This window comes from Deltaproteobacteria bacterium (assembly GCA_026129095.1).
Lineage (GTDB): Bacteria > JAGRBM01 > JAGRBM01 > JAGRBM01 > JAHCIT01 > JAHCIT01.
Genome location: JAHCIT010000006.1, coordinates 41,686 through 60,121, shown reverse-complemented (window position 1 = coordinate 60,121; position 18,436 = coordinate 41,686). Strand labels below are relative to the sequence as shown.

Annotated in this window: 1 protein-coding gene (cut by a window edge); it reads left to right on the top strand. The window is 61.0% G+C overall.

Annotated features, from left to right (window positions below; translation table 11 throughout):
* Positions 1-18,436 carry the 3' portion of a VCBS repeat-containing protein gene (locus tag KIT79_09890; protein ID MCW5829611.1) on the top strand. 11,381 nt of this gene lie to the left of the window's left edge, so the window shows 18,436 of its 29,817 coding nt (coding positions 11,382-29,817); its start codon lies off the left edge, out of view; it ends in the stop codon at positions 18,434-18,436.

Genomic DNA, 18,436 nt, shown 5'->3' with positions numbered 1-18,436 from the left:
CTCGACACTGAGCATCGCGGGCGGGCCCTCGAAGATCGCTTCGGCTGGCGAAGTGGAGTTCCTGAGCGTTCATGTGAACAAGACGGGCATTGGCTACACGCTGGAGGCGACATCCGTTCCGCCGCTGGTCCCGGATGTTTCGGATCCCTTCGACATTACTCATGGTCCGGGTGACCACGTCGTTTTCACGGTCCAGCCGGTGAACACGGCAGCCGGGGGCTTCCTGCTTCCGGAAGTCGAGATACGGGACGCGTACGACAACACGGTGACGACCGGTCCCGATTCGACCCTGACGGTCGCGCTCGCGCTCCAGTCGGGTACAGGAGCGCTCAATGGAAACACGTCAATACCCGCGACAGCCGGTGTCGCTACCTGGTCGGTGGGTCATGCGCTCACGATAGACATGGCGGGTCAGAAGACCCTCCGGGCGACGGCCGGCGGGCTGACCTTCGCCGATTCCGGTTCCTTCGATATCACGCACGGCGTGGCGTCGGCGCTGGCCTTCACGACGCAACCGGTAGCCACGCAGGCCGGATCGCCGCTCCTGCCGGTGGTCGAGGTGCGTGACGGCTACGGCAACACGGTCACGACCGGACCGGATTCGGTGGCCGACATCACGCTGTCGCTCTGGAGCGGGTCAGGTTCCCTGTCGGGCACGGTCACCGTGGCACCAGTGGCGGGCGTTGCCTCCTGGGTGCCTGGGGACAGCCTGAGCATCGATATCACCGGCTCGAAGGTTCTCCAGGCCCAGCAGGGTCCGCGGACGATGAGCTCCGCCGCGTTCGACATCACGCCGGGCGATCCGGCCCAGCTCCTGTTTATCCAGCAGCCGGTGACGGTCACGGCCGATGACACCCAGATGGTCAGCGCTGAAATACGGGACGCCTTCGGCAACCAGGTGACCGGTCCGTTCCGGCCCGTGCCATCGCAGGTGACGGCAAGTGGCTTCTTTACCTGTACGATTATTGATAACGGGGCCGTGAAATGCTGGGGGCACAATCAGCATGGTCAGCTGGGCTTGGGAGACACGCAGGATCGGGGCGACGGACCGGGCGAGATGGGTGACAGTCTCCCGGACGTGGACCTTGGCACTGGCCGGACGGCGGTCCAACTGGCGATGGGCAACTTCCATGCCTGTGCACTCCTCGATAATGGGACCGTAAAGTGCTGGGGCCGTAACATTGGCGGCCAGTTGGGTCTTGGGGATACCCAGAACCGGGGCGACGGACCGGGCGAGATGGGTGACAGTCTCCCGGCCGTGGACTTGGGCACTGGCCGGACGGCGGTCCAACTGGCGGCAGGCTTTGGCCACACCTGCGCAATTCTCGACAATGGGACCGTCAAGTGCTGGGGAGGCAGCCTGAATGGCGCGTTAGGCCTTGGAGACATGCAGGATCGTGGTGACGGCCCCGGCGAGATGGGCGACAGCCTCCCTGCTGTGAACCTCGGTACCGGCCGGACGGCGGTGCAGTTGAAAGCGGGAGACAGCCACACGTGTGCGGTTCTCGACAACGGTAGTGCCAAGTGTTGGGGCCGTAACGATCGGGGCCAACTGGGCCTTGGGGATACGGATGATCGGGGCGACGGACCGGGGGAGATGGGTGACAACCTCCCGGCTCTGGATCTGGGCACTGGCAGGACGGTGCTTAAGCTGGTGTCAGGAGTTGTCCATAACTGTGCTGTCCTGGATAACGGGGTTCTGAAGTGCTGGGGGAGCAACCTGTTTGGCGAACTGGGTCTCGGTGACACGCAGAATCGCGGCGATGGACCGGGTGAAATGGGCGACAACCTCCCGTCCGTGGATATGGGTACCGGCCGGGCCGTGGCCAGGCTGGCGTCGGGGAACAGCCACACGTGCGCGCTTCTCGATAACGAGACCGTAAAATGCTGGGGGAGCAACTCCAACGGCGCGCTGGGTCTTGAAGATATGCAAGACCGCGGTGACGGCCCCGGCGAGATGGGCGACAATCTTCCGGTTGTGAATCTCGGCACGGGCCGGACGGCGATCCGGCTGGCCGCAGGTTCCGGTCACAGTTGCGCGATTCTTGACGACAGGACCGTGAAATGCTGGGGATACAATTTTAACGGACAGCTTGGCCTCGGTGATGCGCTGCTTCGTGGCGCTACACCCGGCACCATGGGCGACATTCTCCCCGCCGTGGACCTCGGCGGCTCGGGTGATCCGCTGCCGCCGCTCGTGACGCTGGCGATCGAGGTCAACCCGGCCGGATCGGCTCTGACGGCGCTGGAAAATCCGGTCTATGCGGCGAACGGCCTCGCCGTCTTCAACCAGGTCCATCTGGACAAGGTGGGGTCGAACTACATGCTGAGGGTGACCTCGCCCGGCCTGGCATATGACGACTCCAGCCTGTTCAACATTACACGCGGCGCTCCCGCCCAGTTGGCGTTCTTCCTGCAGCCCACAAACCGGACCGCCGATCAGGATCCGGACGTCGGCGTATCGGTGCACGACCAGTACGGTAATCTGGTGGACGACGACTCCACGACGGAAGTGACATTGGCATTCGATTACGACCCGACGGGCGGGTTTGCGAGCCTGACGGCACTTGTGAATCCGCTGACGGTTTCCGGCGGATACGCCGTATTCCAGGATGTCCATGTGGACAAGGCGGCCACCGGCTACACCCTGCTGGCGACGTCCAGCCCGCCGCTTGATCTGGCGATCTCCGATCCGTTCGACGTGACGCACGGCTTGGCAAACAGTCTCGCCTTCACGGGTCATCCGGCGAACCGCGCCGCCGGGGCGTTGCAGTCCGTGGAGGTCGAGATTCATGACGACTACGGGAACACGGTGCTTTCGGACAGCTCGACCCAGGTTTCGCTCACACTGATGAACAACCCGGTGGGCGCGACGCTCTCCTACGATTTCGACCCCGTGACCGCTTCCGGCGGCGTGGCCCAGTTTACCGGCCTGTGGGTGGACAAGGTGTCGTCTGGCTACACGCTGCGGGCGTCCTCGGTCCCCGCTTACGGAACGGCGGATTCCGATCCATTCGACATCACGCCGGGCGATCCGGCGGCACTCGCCGTTGTCCAGCAGCCAATCACGGTCACGGCCGACGACACCCAGATGGTCAGCGCCCAGGTACGGGATGCCTACGGGAACGATGTGACGGGTCCGTTCCGCCCGATGCCGGTGCAGGTGGCGGTTTCTGGAGGCGGAAGCGGTGTTAGAACCTGTGCGGTAATGAGTGATCATTCACTCAAGTGCTGGGGCCACAATACCAATGGTGCGCTGGGGCTTGGTGATTCAGTGAACCGAGGTGGTAGTCCTGGCCAGATGGGCGATAACCTGCCTGGCGTGGATCTGGGAACCGGATTGGCCGCTATGCAATCGGCCATTGGTTCCGACTACTCGTGTGTTTTGTTTGTTGATGGAACTGTCAAATGCTGGGGCACGAACAATCAGGGCCGTCTCGGTCTGGGGGACACGACGCACCGGGGTACGAGTCCTGCCCATATGGGCGATGCGCTGCCATTCGTGAATTTGGGGACCGGGCTTACGGCGGTGAAGATTGCGGCCGGACCTTCCAATGCCGGCCATACATGTGCCGTGATGAACGACAAGAGCCTAAAATGCTGGGGGACAAATGGGTCCGGCCAGCTAGGGCTGGGCGATGCAGGACAGCGCGGTTCATCGCCTGCACACATGGGCGACAGCCTGCCTGCGGTAAATCTGGGGACTGGCCGGACTGTTGTTGATGTCGCACTGGGCACCAATCATACCTGTGCCCTGCTGGACAACGGACAGGTCAAGTGCTGGGGCATAAACCTTTATGGCCAGCTCGGTCTTGGCGATACTGACAATCGTGGCGACGGGCCCGGCGAAATGGGCGACAATCTTCCCGCAGTAGACCTTGGTGCCGGGAAGACCGCGATTGCTGTAGGCGCGGGACAGGATCACAGTTGCGCCCTGCTTAACGATGGGAATCTGAAGTGCTGGGGCCGGTCTCCTTCTGGGCAGCTTGGACTTGAGGATACCGTCACTCGTGGTGACGGACCTGGCGAAATGGGTGACAACCTGCCAGTGGTTAGCCTTGGCACTGGCAGGACAGTGACAGGACTTGCCGTTTCGGGCTCCCACACCTGCGTCTTGCTGGATAACGGGAGCGTGAAATGCTGGGGCGATAATGCCTCCGGCCAACTGGGCCTTGGTAATACGACAACCCGCGGTAATGCGCCTGGTCAAATGGGCGATAACCTTCCGGCGGTGAATCTGGGGTCCGGCCGGACGGCTCTTGCCCTTGCATCGGGTTTTTCGAGTAATTGCGCCATATTGGATAATCACGATCTCAAATGCTGGGGTCACAATGCTTGGGGTCAGCTTGGCCTTGGCGATGTGATCGGTCGGGGTGGAACAGGCGGCACAATGGGCGACAACCTGCCCGCCGTGGACCTTGGCGGCTCCGGTAATCCGCCGCCGCCGCTCGTGACGCTGGCGATCGAATGGAACCCCGGTGCTGCAACGCTTTCAGCCGGGACAAATCCGGTGTTCGCGACGAACGGCCTCGCCGTCTTCAACCAGGTCCATCTGGACAAGGTGGGGTCGAACTACATGCTGAGGGTGACATCGCCGGGACTGGCATATGACGACTCCAATCTGTTCGATGTCACGCCCGGCGCACCGGCCCGGCTGGCGTTCACCTCCGGTCCCATCAGCCGCACGGCTGACCAGAGCCAGTCAGTGGCGGTCCAGGTGCATGACCAGCATGGCAACCTGGTGGCTGATGACTATTCGACAGAGGTGACGCTGGCCTTCGATTACGATCCTACGGGTGGAATGGCTGTCCTGAGTACGACGATCAATCCGAAGACTGTTACTGGCGGTTTTGTTTTCTTCCTGAATACACACGTGGATATTGCAGCATCGGGTTACACCCTGCTGGCGACGTCCAGCCCGCCGCTTGATCTGGCCATCTCCAATCCGTTCGACGTGACCCCAGGTGCCGACGCCTATGTCCGGTTCGGCACGTTCCCGTCACCCACGGAAACTGCCGGAGGAGACTGGGCGACCTTCACGGGTGTGGTCACCGACCAGTACGGCAACCAGTCCACGACCAACGGCCTGGACGTCACGGTTGAACTGACCAGCGGAACCGGCAGCCTGAACGGCACGGTCACGCAACCCACGACAAACGGCGAAGCCACTTTTGACGATATTTCCATGACGGTGTCCGGAAGCAAGAACGTCGAGCTGAGCGTGCCGGGCCTTACGTTTGATCCGCCAGATTACATGGTGAACGTCAATCCGGGTCCTGCGTCGAACGTCACCTATGTGGGCGGAGACGCACAGACGGGCGATCCGGGCCTGACACTTGATGACCCGTTTGTGGTCCGCGTGACAGATGCGTTTGGCAACGGTGTCGCGGGCGAACTGGTTACCTGGACGAACCTGGGTGAGGGCATACTGGGCGCACCGATCCCTGACTACACGGACAGCGACGGCCTGAGTTCCATCTACCTGACACTGGATGTCACCTACCCGGCGACCTATCTGGTTGAGGCGGAGTGGAACTCGAACACGGTCCCCTTCACGGCGGGCTATCTGGATACGGACAGCGACGGCATCCCGGACGCGTACGAAACCAACACCGGCATCTGGGTGAGTTCGACCGATACCGGCACCGATCCGGGCAACCAGGATTCGGATGGTGACGGACTCTCTGATTTCATCGAACGCGCCACGGGCATCTGGGGCGGCGCGACCGATCCCGGTACCGATCCAAACGAGCCGGATAGCGATTTCGACGGCCTCTGGGATGGCTATGAAGATAACGGCGGAACCTATTTCTCGGCCGTCATGACCGGAACGGATCCGAATGTCCCGGATACTGATGGTGACGGGTATTTCGACGGCGCCGAAAATGCGAGCCTGGCTTTCATCAGTCCGGGCAATCCCGGTTCAGACCCGAACAATCCCGATACGGATGGCGACGGCCTGTGCGACGGGCATGAAATGACCGGCAGTTGCAACGGCACGGAACGGCAACTGGACTTCATTGCGACCGAGACTGTTTCCGGTCATCAGCTTGCCCCGGCGCTGGCGGTCATGCGTAACGGCAGTTACGTCGTTGCCTGGTCGGGCCCGGACGGTGACCAGAGCGGCATTTATGCCCGTAAGTACGACTCCGCCGGCCGGCCGGTAACGACGGAGATCCTTGTTAATTCGACCAATACAGGCGACCAGATTCAGCCAACGATAGCCGTCGACGACAGTGGCCGGTTTGTTGTTGCCTGGAGCGACAGCCGGAGCGGGACTTACCAGATCCGGCTCCGCCGCTTTGATGCCGCTGGCAACCCGGTTGATAACGATGTCGAGGCGGTAGGTCCAGACGGAAACAGCCGTTACCAGCCGGCCATTGCAACAACCAGCGTGACGGGCCAGTTCGTACTCGCCTGGCGCTGTGACGGATGCGATACAGGGTCTGATATTTACGCCCGGTACTGGCAGCCCTATCCGTCGCAGACAACTTTTGCGCCGGTGTTCCAGGTGAACAGCGTGACGGCCGGAAACCAGGGGCGCCCTGCAATCGCTTCCCTCGGGCTGGGCCGGGTGGCGATTGCCTTCGAGGATGATTCTGGCGATGCGCTGGATATCCGGGTCCGCGGGTTCAGTGCGCCCAATAACGAGGCATTCGCCGAACTGACGGCCAACACCACCACCGCGGATATCCAGAACTATCCGTCCATTTCGGCGACATCAGTATCGGGGGATTTTGTCGTTGCCTGGGCGAGTGGCAACCAGGACGGATCGAACAGCGGCGTCTTTGCCCGCCGGTTCGACATGAACGGTTCGCCGTACGCCGGTGAGTACCAGGTCAACTCCTATACGCTGTACGACCAGACCCGGCCATCTGTTTCTGTCGAGCATAACAGCGGGGACTATCTGATTTCCTGGGCCAGCTGGGACCAGGACGGAAGCGGAATGTTCAGGGTTTACGGGCAGCGTTACCAGTGGAACGGAACGTCCGTGGGCCCGGAATTCCTGATGATGCAGCCGAGTGCCTCCGGTGACATGGTAAAGGCTGGTTACCTTGCTGGCGGCGACTGGGTGATCGTTTTTGAGGACACCACCGGCCGTGACGGAGACGGAAACGGCGTCTTCGTGCGCCAGACACGCATGACCAATCCCGTTGATATCGATACCGACGGGGACCGGCTGTGCGACGGCCTGAATGTCGTTGGTATCTGCACGGGTAGCGAAACGGCGCTCGGTACCGATCCGCTGAACCCCGACACCGATGGCGATGGTCTGTGTGACGGCACCTGGGTGACAGGGGTATGCACCGGCGTAGAGGGCAGCACGCAGTTTGTCGTGAATACAATGACGGCAGGCTTCCAGGGACTGGCGTCCGTGGCGGCAAGCCCGAATGGCAACTGGGTGGCCGCGTGGGTTGATGGGACCGACATCCGTGCCCAGCTTCTTGTGCACAGCGGAGAGAAGACGGGCGGTGAAATCGTCGTCAATTCGACGTCCGCTGGTACCCAGAGCCAGCCGGACGTGGCTGTTTCGGGCGACGGGGATTTCGTCGTCGTATGGATGAGCGACGGACAGGACGGCGACCTGGGTGGAATCTATGCGCGGGTATTCGGTAGCGATGGTTCCCCAAAGACCGGAGAAATCCAGGTCAATGCGACCACTGCGGGCGACCAGAGCGCCCCCTCGGTTGGTGTCCACCGGCAGACGGGCGACTTCACTGTCGCGTGGCAGTGTGAAAATACCTGCGGCAGCGGGTGGGACGTCGTGGCCCGCCGGTTTGACCGGAACGGCACGCCATTGACCGGCGAAGTGGTTGTTCACGGGACAATTGCCAATGCGCAGACCAAGCCGGATGTGGCTGTCGATTCATGGGGATTGAGCTTCATCGTCTACTCGTCGCATAACGGCTCTGATACCGACATCCGTCTCAGCACGATGCTGCCGTCAAGCGCGATCGACACGGACATGTACTTGGTCAACTCGGTCACGGGTGGGACCCAGGATGATCCGGCCATTGCGATGAACGCGGCGGGTAACTTTGCCGTTGCCTGGACAAGCCCCGACGCAGCCAGCCTCGGCATCCGCGCCCGGATATTCGATGACAGCATCACTCCGATGAGTCCGGATTTCGCCGTGAACAACGAGGAGTTCGATTTCCAGCGTGTGCCTGCCATCGGGATGAACCGGGACGACGAGATCATCGTGCTGTGGGCGGATTTGGGCGGACTCGACGGCGATTTCTACGGGATTTTCGCCCGCGAGTTTGACAGTGCCGGTACCGCATACGGACCGCAATACCAGGTGAACCAGATCACTGCCGGGGCCCAGAACAATCCGGCCGTGGCGGTGTCCAGTTCAGGCCGCCGCTTCCTTGCATGGGAAAGCGAAAATGCGGACGGATCGAGTTACGCGGTGGTGGGAACGATCCTTCCCACGACCGACCCGCTCAATGCCGATACGGATGGCGATGGACTCAGCGACAGTGCGGAGATCGCTTTCGGTACCGATCCGACCAGTAGCGACAGTGACGGCGATACCGTTCCGGACGGCGTTGAAATACAGAATGGAACGAATCCGTGGAATCCGGATACCGATGGCGACGGTCTTTCCGACCATATGGAAAACATCATGGGGACCGACCCGCTCAACCCCGATTCGGACGGGGACGGACTCCTGGATAGCGTCGAAACCAATACGAGCGTTTACAACGGACCGTTCGATACCGGCACCGATCCGAACAATCCTGACACCGACTTTGACGGCCTTAAGGATGGCGCGGAGACGATGACCGGAACCTGGGTCAGCCCCAGCAACGCCGGTACCAATCCCTTCGAGCCGGATACCGATGCAGACGGCCTCTACGACGGTGAGGAGGCCGTGGGACGGCCAGACGGCACGTTCGATACGGGCCAGACGGAAGATATCTTCCGGCCCGGTTATGTCTACGCCGTGGCTGTTACCGACGTTGACTCCGACGGACGGCTGGATCTGGTCCTGCTCGAAGACGATACGCCCAACAACCGTATCCAGGTGATGCTTGGGCAGTCCGGCGGCGGCTTTGCTGAAGGATACAGCATGGATGCCGGTCCGAATTCGACCCAGATGATACTGGCCGATATTGATGGCGACTTTGTGAAAGATATCGTCGTCAACGACACAAACTCGAACACGCTCCGGTGCTGGCCGGGAAGCTCGGACGTGCAGGGCGAATTCGGAACGATGCGAACCAATTCCCTCCCGGATAATGTGGTGCACATTGCGCTGTTCTCCCAGCTTGATGTTTCGGGATATCCGGGCCTCGCAGTGGCTCATTCGTCGGCATCTGGCATCACTGTTCTGGGTTATGATTTCTCGGGGAATGACTGCTTTGATCCGGTTCCGGTTCATACGGTTTCGCTGTCAGACCAGGTGTTGGGGCTGGCCGTGGCTGATCTGAATGACGATGGCGGGTATGAGGATATCCTGCTTGTTAATGGCAGCACGAACAGGCTCCAGTGGGTTGCGAATGACAGTTCCGGGCAGTTCGGTCCGGTCCAGACTCTCCTGGAAGGGGCGAGTTTCAACCCGCCAATGACGTTGCATGGCCATGTCAGGGTGGCCGGTCTTGACGGGAATGACCGTCCGGACGTCCTCTTCACCGGCCAGATTGGCGTCAACCATTTCGTCGCCGCTGGCTACCAGCCGGGTGGGTCAGGACCGGGAGTGCCGGTACGGTTTGCGCGGGTTGCCCAGCTTGGGACGGCCCCCACTCTTACAGAAACAACGGGAATCTTCGCTGGAGACCTGAGCGGCGATGGCCGCCCCGACGTCATTGTGGGGCGTGTGGCATTCGAGGCCGAGATATTCAGAGGAGAAGGTATCTTTGGCCGTCCGACGGGTGAACTCGTTTCCGATAATGCATTGTCGGGGACTTCCGATTCGCGGAGCTTCGTGCTCGCGGACTTCAACGGGGACGGAGCCGCCGACCTGGTCGTCGCAGACACTTCGGGAGTGAAGATCATCCCGGCGAATACCGTGGGTCTTGGCTACTCCAGCGATCCGAACAACGAGGATACGGATGGTGACTTCCTGTGTGACGGCTCGGTAGTTACCGGAATCTGCTCCGGCACGGAATCCGGCTGGGACACGGACCCGCTGAACCCGGATACCGATGGTGACTGGCTAAGTGATTCTGACGAGCTGTACATAACCTTTACCGACCCAACGGACCCGGACTCGGACCGGGATCTGGTGCCCGACGGGGCGGAACTGCCTGGCGAAGGAATGGATCCGTTGCTCCCCGGCTACTCGCTGACGGCCAGCCCGCAGAGCCTGGAGTATTTCGGGAATGTGGTTGTCACTAATCCGGTGATCCGCTGGCTGCCCAGGTCAGAGGATGTCCCGGTCGTTGCCTTCTCGCGCCACGAAGTCCTGGCCGGTGTGCCGCAGCCCGCGGAGACCCAGGTCCGCCGTTCGCTCAATGGCGGCGTGGTGTTCAGTGCCAATGTGGTTGGTTCCCATGATCCCGATGGCGAGATTGATGTCGCCGCCGCCACATCGCGTTTCCTGAACGACTACTACGCGGTCTTTACGGCGCTTTCTCCCACTTCTCCGTGGGACAACGACATCATGTTCCTGCGCTCGCAGAATGGCGCCCAGTCGTTCGACTCCCTGAACCTGACCAACCACTCGGGCGGATGGAGCGGCCATACTCCGGCGGTAGCTGCCAGTGGCGCACGCGTCGCCGTGGCTTTCCACGAAGTGGACGACACGGGGACCGATGATGCCATACAGGTCCAGGTATCGAATAACCGCGGGCAGTCTTTCACTACGACCGGCTGGCCTTACTGGTTCTCGGGCGGGTCAACTGCCTCGCAGCCGGATATCGCTGTTGCGGAAAACGGCGATATCGCGGTTGTGTATGTTGCCAACTATGGCGGATACGGCCAGGTGGAAATCGCCTGCTCAACTGATGGCGGAAGCGGCTACACTGCGGCTTTCGACGTTTCCGCTGATCCTGCTTCCAATCACACCTCACCCAGGATTGCGGCCCTCCATAATGGTGGCGGATGGGCCGTTGTCTGGCTCAGGGTGGGCGTCAACGGACCGGAGGTCTGGTTTGCGGTAGTTGGTGACGAATGCAGCAGCACCTTTACCGGCCAGATTGAGGTGACCCCCTCCCTTGAGACCGAGAGCCGGGGCCCCTCCGTTGCCGTAGGACCGCGCAACCAGCTCTATCTCGGCTGGGAGCAGCGCCGTTCAAACGTGCCGGACGAAAAGGAAGCCGATTTCTATCTCGCCCGGAGCTATGACGGCGGGTTTACCTGGGCGCTTACCAAGTCGGTGAGCCCCAATATCTGGCAATACGGCAATGGCGTGAGCGTCGCCGTCGATGCGGCCGGGCGTCCGACGATGGCGTTCACCTGGGTGAAGGCGGATGAAATGGCCGGGTTCACCTCGATCGGGCTTGTGATCGGCGGGCCGGACAGCGACGGCGACCAGTACCCCGACTTCGCCGAGACCAATACCGGCACGATGGAAAACTTCCGCGATGTAGGTACCGATCCCGCGCTGTCTGATACTGACAGCGATGGCCTGCCGGACGGGTGGGAGGTTCACTACGGCATCAATCCGCACCTTTGGGACACCGATGGCGACGGGTTGCCGGACGGCGGAGAGGTCGTGCGCCGCAATCTGGACGGGAAATTCGAAATGGCCGCGCAGTACAACACGGGCACCCACGCCCTGAGCGGTCCGAGATACATGGCCACGGGCGATTTCAATCTGGACGGCCGGCAGGATATCGCGGTGGCGGGCGGCAACAACGTCATGCTCGTCTACAGCGGTGATGGCACGGGCCAGTTTACGGGTCCGGCGCAATATACCCTGGGTTCATCCACAACGGCCGGAATCGAGATGGCCGACATGAACCGCGACGGCTTCATGGATCTGGTCGTGTTCTACCAGGCGGGCCAGTTCCAGGTGTTCTATGGGTGCGCGGGTATCAGCAGCCCATTGGCTGGTTGTCTGGGCGTTGGGCAGTTCGAGGCGGGGGTGCTGCACAACAGCACGGGAGCTGGCGGGATCACGAGCGGCGGTGTCATTGACCTGAACGGCGACAGCAACCTGGATATCATGATGGCCTACGGAGTGCTTGGCCAGATCCGCACCTTCACGGCGACGGGGTTCAATTCCTGGCCGGGATCGCCGGTTACCCCCTATGATAATGGCGGTTTCGAGCCGCTCGGCTTCGCGTATGTTGCGGACGTGAACCGGGACGGACTCAAGGATATCTACTTCCCCGAAACCGAGAGCGGATATGTCCATACCCTGCCGCTTTGCGGCGCGGTCCAGCCGGTGTCCGGCTGCAGTGCCGGTACCGGACAGCCGGGTAATTCATTCGGCGCGCTGCAGTCGCGCCCGGTGAGCGACGAGCTGGCCGATGTGATGATGGCCGACATCAATGCCGACCTCGTCCCGGACCTCGTGAGTCTCATGCGCGACTCCCAGAAGGTGCAGACACGGATGCAGGGCGGTATCAATGGCCGGGGCACCCTCGAGTTCGCCAACACCGGATTCCAGGATCTCGACCTGAACCCGGCCGTGACGCCCTCCTGGTTCACCATGGCCGATCTCGACCAGAACGGCGCACTGGACATCATTATTCCGGGTGGAAGCAGCGAAACCAGAATGCAGGTGTTCTACGGTCATGTGGATGAGCAGGGCGGGGCCTATGGCCTGCCGAACGGCAACTACCACATCTCCCCGCGCCAGTATGAGCTGGCCTCCTATGATTTCGACCGGGTGTCCGTTGCCGACTTCAATGGCGACGGCGTGCCAGACCTCGCGCTCGCCAACTGGATGTACAACGAACTGGTCGTCATGCTGGGTGAAGCCCAGTTCTCGCGGCGGTCCGACCCGGCGCTGGCGGACAGCGACGGCGACGGCCTGTGCGACGGGTACGTGGCTGTGGGCGCCTGCGCCGGAGCCGAAAACGACTTCCGTGAAAGCAAGATGATTTCCATTGGAGCCGAGCACGTCTGTGCCCGCGAGACTGACCGGAGCGACTGGCCCGGTGCCCTGTGGTGCTGGGGCGGTAATCTTTACGGCCAGCTCGGTTACGGTGATACCACACCGCGTGGTGACGACCCAGGGGAAATGTCGTCACTGCCGAACGTGCTGTTGGGTTCCGGTGCGACATCGGAGATGGTGACGGCCGGTGGGTATCATAATTGCGCCATCAGGCCGGGCGGCAGCGTCAAGTGCTGGGGCCGGAATACCAGTGGCGAACTGGGGCAGGGCACGACCAACCACATGGGTGACGGTCCTGGCGAGATGAGCAATAACCTTCCGGTTACGAACCTGGGTACAGGCCAGTCGGCCACGTTCATTGATGCGGGGAGTTCTCATACCTGCGCGATCCTGGCGAGTGGCCAGGTGAAGTGCTGGGGAATAAATTCTTCCGGCGAGCTCGGACTGGGTGACGTCAACAATCGGGGTGACAACGGCGGCGAGATGGGTGACAACCTGCCATTCGTTGATCTGGGGACAGGGCGGACCGCCGTTCAGGTTTCGGCGGGTAACAATCACACGTGCGCGATTCTCGACGATGGGTCGGTGAAGTGCTGGGGATTCGGCATGCAGGGCCGTCTGGGCTATGAAGATGGAGTTTCCCGCGGTGACGGACCCGGCGAGATGGGTGACAATCTTCCGGTTGTGAACCTCGGCACCGGCCGGACGGCGGTTCAGATTGTTGCGGGTGGGGGCCATACCTGTGCGCTTCTGGATAATGGCGGGGTCAAGTGCTGGGGCTACAATGCATACGGAATCAGCGGGCAGGGCGACACGAATGACCGGGGTGATAACGCCGGGGAGATGGGCGACGGCCTGCCGTATGTTGATTTCGGTACCGGCCGGCGCGCCCGCCACATCTCCGCCAGTGGAATTAGTGCCCATACCTGTGCGCTCCTCGACAACGGCAAGGTGAAATGCTGGGGCCGCAATCACTTCGGGCAGCTCGGAATCGGTGATACACAGAACCGGGGCGATAGTCCGGGCGAGATGGGTGATAACCTTCCCTACGTGGATCTGGATGGCGAGGTGGTCATGGTGTCCACAGGAGGTGTTACCAGCTGTGGGATACTGCGGGACGGTCGTGTGAAGTGTTGGGGAATGAATAACCAGGGTCAGCTGGGTGTGGGCGACTGGCAGCACCGCGGTGACAATCCGGGCGAAATGGGGGCTGCACTGAAAGCAGCCACCCCACCTGCTGTTTCCGGGTTCGTGCACTACACCGATCCGGCGCTGTCAGACAGCGACGGCGACGGACAGTGCGACGGTCCGGTCAACACGCCCTGGTGCCAGGGTCTTGATCCCGATCCGCTCGATCCCTGGATTTTCAACGAGCCGTTCGGCGACAACATCGGTGCCGTCGTCAATCTGGATACGACTGGCGATTCGGTCGCCCAATACACGGGCCGGTTCGATGCCAGGGGCGATATAGACACCTTCTACCTGCAGGGCCTCAGGGCCGGACAGGTGGTGAAGCTTAACGTCCAGTTGCTTGAACCCGGCTCGGTTGGCGTGAAGCTCGTGGACAGCACCGAGGGGATGATCCTGGATATTCCGGGGCCGGGTGACCAGGCGAATGGGAACTGGACCGTCCAGGTTCCCCACGACAACCAGGACTACACGCTCACGCTGTACTACCAGATTCCGCCGGGGAACAGCTTTGCCCCCTCGGACTATGAATTAAGCCTGGATGTGAGCGGCTACGCGATCCAGTCCGGTGGCGGTGATACCAGTCCCGGTACGTTGCGGTTCGGCATGGAGACACTGCCTGGCCTGATTTCCGGGCCGCTGACCGTCCGGCCGGGGGCGGTCTCGCAGGTGGTGCTCGCGGTTACCGCGTCTTATAACGACGAAGATGATTTCACGCTGGATGGAATGGGCCAGCTACAGATATCCAAGACTGACAGTGCCTTCAATGCTCTGTACATAGAGCCGGTATCGGGCGCACCGCATATCACCATACGCGGGATCGAACTGGATGCCGTTTCGTCGTGGAACCTGATCGTCGTGTATATTGGTGGCCAGGCGAGTGGCGTGGATATCCACGGCAACAGTTTCCGGTTCAATGTCCCGGTGTCGGGCACTTCTCCGGCGATCTGGCTCGGATCCGCGAATACCGACTTTTATGGCAACCGGGTCAGCGCAAACTTCCGCGGCGACGGAATTGTATATGTTGCTGGCGATGGGCTGATGCAGGTCCGGGACAACAATATCGCTGTTCGTGACGGAAGCGGCGGGGTTATCAGGCAGGAAGCCATGACCGGCGATGTCCGTATCGAGAACAACCGGATCACGATGTACGATCCCTTCAGCACCTCGATGGGTGTCCGGGTGGTGGAGATGCCCGGTTCCCTGAATATCACCGGCAATTCGGTAACCTGCATGGGGTCCACGAACGTGCAGGGCTTCCGGACGGAATTTTCCGTGAATGATGTCCGTTTCGCCCGGAACACCGTTTCTGGCTGCCAGAACGGGTTCCTGATCCAGGATGAAAATACGGTTATCGAGGATAATCACCTGGTGTACAACGATACCGGAATTTTCCTGACGGGATCCGCCAGCAATACGGTCATCCGCCGAAACCGTATTGACCTGACGGATCATGATGGGAACGGCGTATGGAACGATGGTGAACTGACCAAGATCGTCGGCAACACGTTTATCGGCGGCCACAGCCCTGGCAACCATATATACATGAACAGTGCGAATACTGCGGGCACGCTGATTGCCGGAAACCTGTTCCGGGGGATGGTAACCACTCCGGCACAGGGTATTTACGTCGCTATCGGCGCGGCAACGGGGAATTCGTTCCCTGATCCGGCAAATACGGTCATCGTGGCGAACAATACGTTCGCTTACATGGATCCCGCGATTGAATGGGCAAGTCCAACCGGAAATGCGCCCGGAATCGACCTGCGAAACAATATCTTCTCCGGCAGCCAGAACGAAGCGCTGATCTTCCATCCAACAGCATTTACGCCGGGTACAAGCCATGCGTCGTCGAACGTTTTTATTGCCAATGGGTCGGATTGTATCGCCTATAGTTCCCCGAACTTCTGCACGCAGAACTCGCTCGACTCGATCTCCTATCCCTGGAACCAGTCCCCGGAGTTCGCGGATGAGGCTTCCGGGGATTTCTCACTGGACGCCAGCTATCCGTCGCCCTATTTCGACCTGGGTGACGCCAATCCGGTGATCCTGCGGGAGATCGAGAAATACCTGCCCGACATCCGGCTTGCCACGGCGGCGACTTCTGTGGTGAGGGACGTCTGGTCCACAACCTCGTTTAGCGGCGGATCGGAACTGCACCCGGAAAGCGGCAGATACGATGGCATGTGGATCCGCTTCACCAGCGGCGCCGGTACCGGTCAATACCGCCAGATCAGCTGGTATGACGGGTCCGGCCGCGAGTTCAACTTCGCCGGGCCGGTATCGTTCGATCCCGGTGACCATTTCGAGATCTTCAAGGCCACACCGGTCATCAATGTCCTGAATGGCGGCCTCAGGATCGAAGGGCACAATTCACTGAGCTTCCAGATCGACTACTACACCGGTAAATGGCTCCGCTGTATCCGGGTGGGAGGCACCGGCTGCGTTGATGGCGAGATGCGGAAGGTGGTCAGCTATAACGGTACGAGCAAGTATCTTGATCTGGACTTCGCATTCTCAACCAGTCCGGATGGAGACGATCTCCTTGAATTTGTAGTGGCGCCTGAGCCCGGTTTCTGGCAGGACAGCCAGACCTCCCAGGGCGGCGGGGGCAGTCACGATGGCAGCGGCATCCGGGCCTACTTCAGCCGCCGCGCGGCCCCGGTGGGAGAGCCGGTCCAGCTTCACCTGACGCTCAAGTTCCATGTGCTTGAGGCCAGCGAAGCCTGGGATACGGTCTTCCTGACCCTTCCACAGTTCGTGGGGGGCAACTGCACCACCCAGAAGGTGAACGGGGTGGGGACCGGCTGCGGTTCCTTTATGGAACAGGATGTCATGATGGTCCCCATCTCCGGAAACATCGATCCGCAGACCTGGGAACAGACGGTAGAGCTGTTCCTGGAGGTCGGCAGCGACGAGTTTGACGGCAAGGGAATGAAGGATATCCAGGTTGCGGTTGGCAGCAGCTACCACTTCAGCGGTTTCCCGCGCAGTCCGGTTCCGGTCATTCCGGAAAGCGAGCGGTGGGGGACGAAGATCCGGTTCGGCGACGACCCGCGTCCAGCGGTATTCAACGGGATGTTCCCGCCGTATCACGCGGATTTTGTCGATTCGACCAGCACGGCTGTGTCGGCAATCACATCGGTGAATCCGGCGGTGCCGACCCAGGGGCTGTTCCTTTATACCGACTATCCATGGCCAGTCCTGACATCACGCGCCATCCTGAACAATGCGGGTGAGACGCAGGAATACCAGCTCGGATACTCGTCACTGAACGCCATGGTGCAGCCGATCGGCATTGCCCGCGAGGCGCAATACCTGACGCCGCTGAACTATTCCGACAGCAACGTGATCTTCGGCGCATTTGTTGCCGGTCCGGTCGCCTTCCGGTCCCAGCCGGGATTTACGGTTGGACACAGCTACGTCCTGCGTTCGGCTGATATCCGCAAGGTAACGGCGAATGCGTTCCCGGTATCGCTCATGCAGTCTACGGATGTTACTGGCTTGAGCGGATGCACTGGAGGGAACATGCGATCCATTGCGGTGACAGAAACCGCATGGAACCATCAGACCACGTCTCCGGTCACGCAAGGGGCGATTGCAGCCATATGCAACTCCGGTGGTTCCCCGAATACATTGCATATGTGGCCGGAGAACCAGACCGCTCCGAATTCCGGTAATGTGCTGTTCAATGCACTCAGCCTTGGGGGGCCTCCGTTCAACTTCCACAATGATGTTGACGTCCGTATCTCCGCCTGGACGGGGCCGGCCTTGAGCGGTGCGGCTCACAGCGGCGATCTGGTAATGCTGGGAGCGGAGACGGCCAATGCTTCCAAGTACAAACTGATGGTGTGGGACCAGTATACCAATGGAAGCGGGGGCGACATCCGCAGCGTGGCGATGATACCGCCGGGCACCTGGATGGGCGGCGATCCCAAGGAGATTGTCTACCACCCGATGACCGGAACCGTGTTTGTTCTGGTTTCCGACAGCATAGATTTTGCCGAGGTTGTAGAGTTGGATCTTGGCGGCCGTGTGCTGGGCCGCTGGAGCCTCGCGCAGGTGATTTACCCCGATGGCGACATGACACTGTTCGAACCGATCGGTATTGCGTCGGCCCCCATGCCGAACAATATCGCTGATGACGCGAGGAGTCATGGCGTCCCGCTCTTCATCACGGCGAATGACTGGAACTTCGGACAGGACCGATTGGTCCATGTGCTGCTGCCCAGGTAG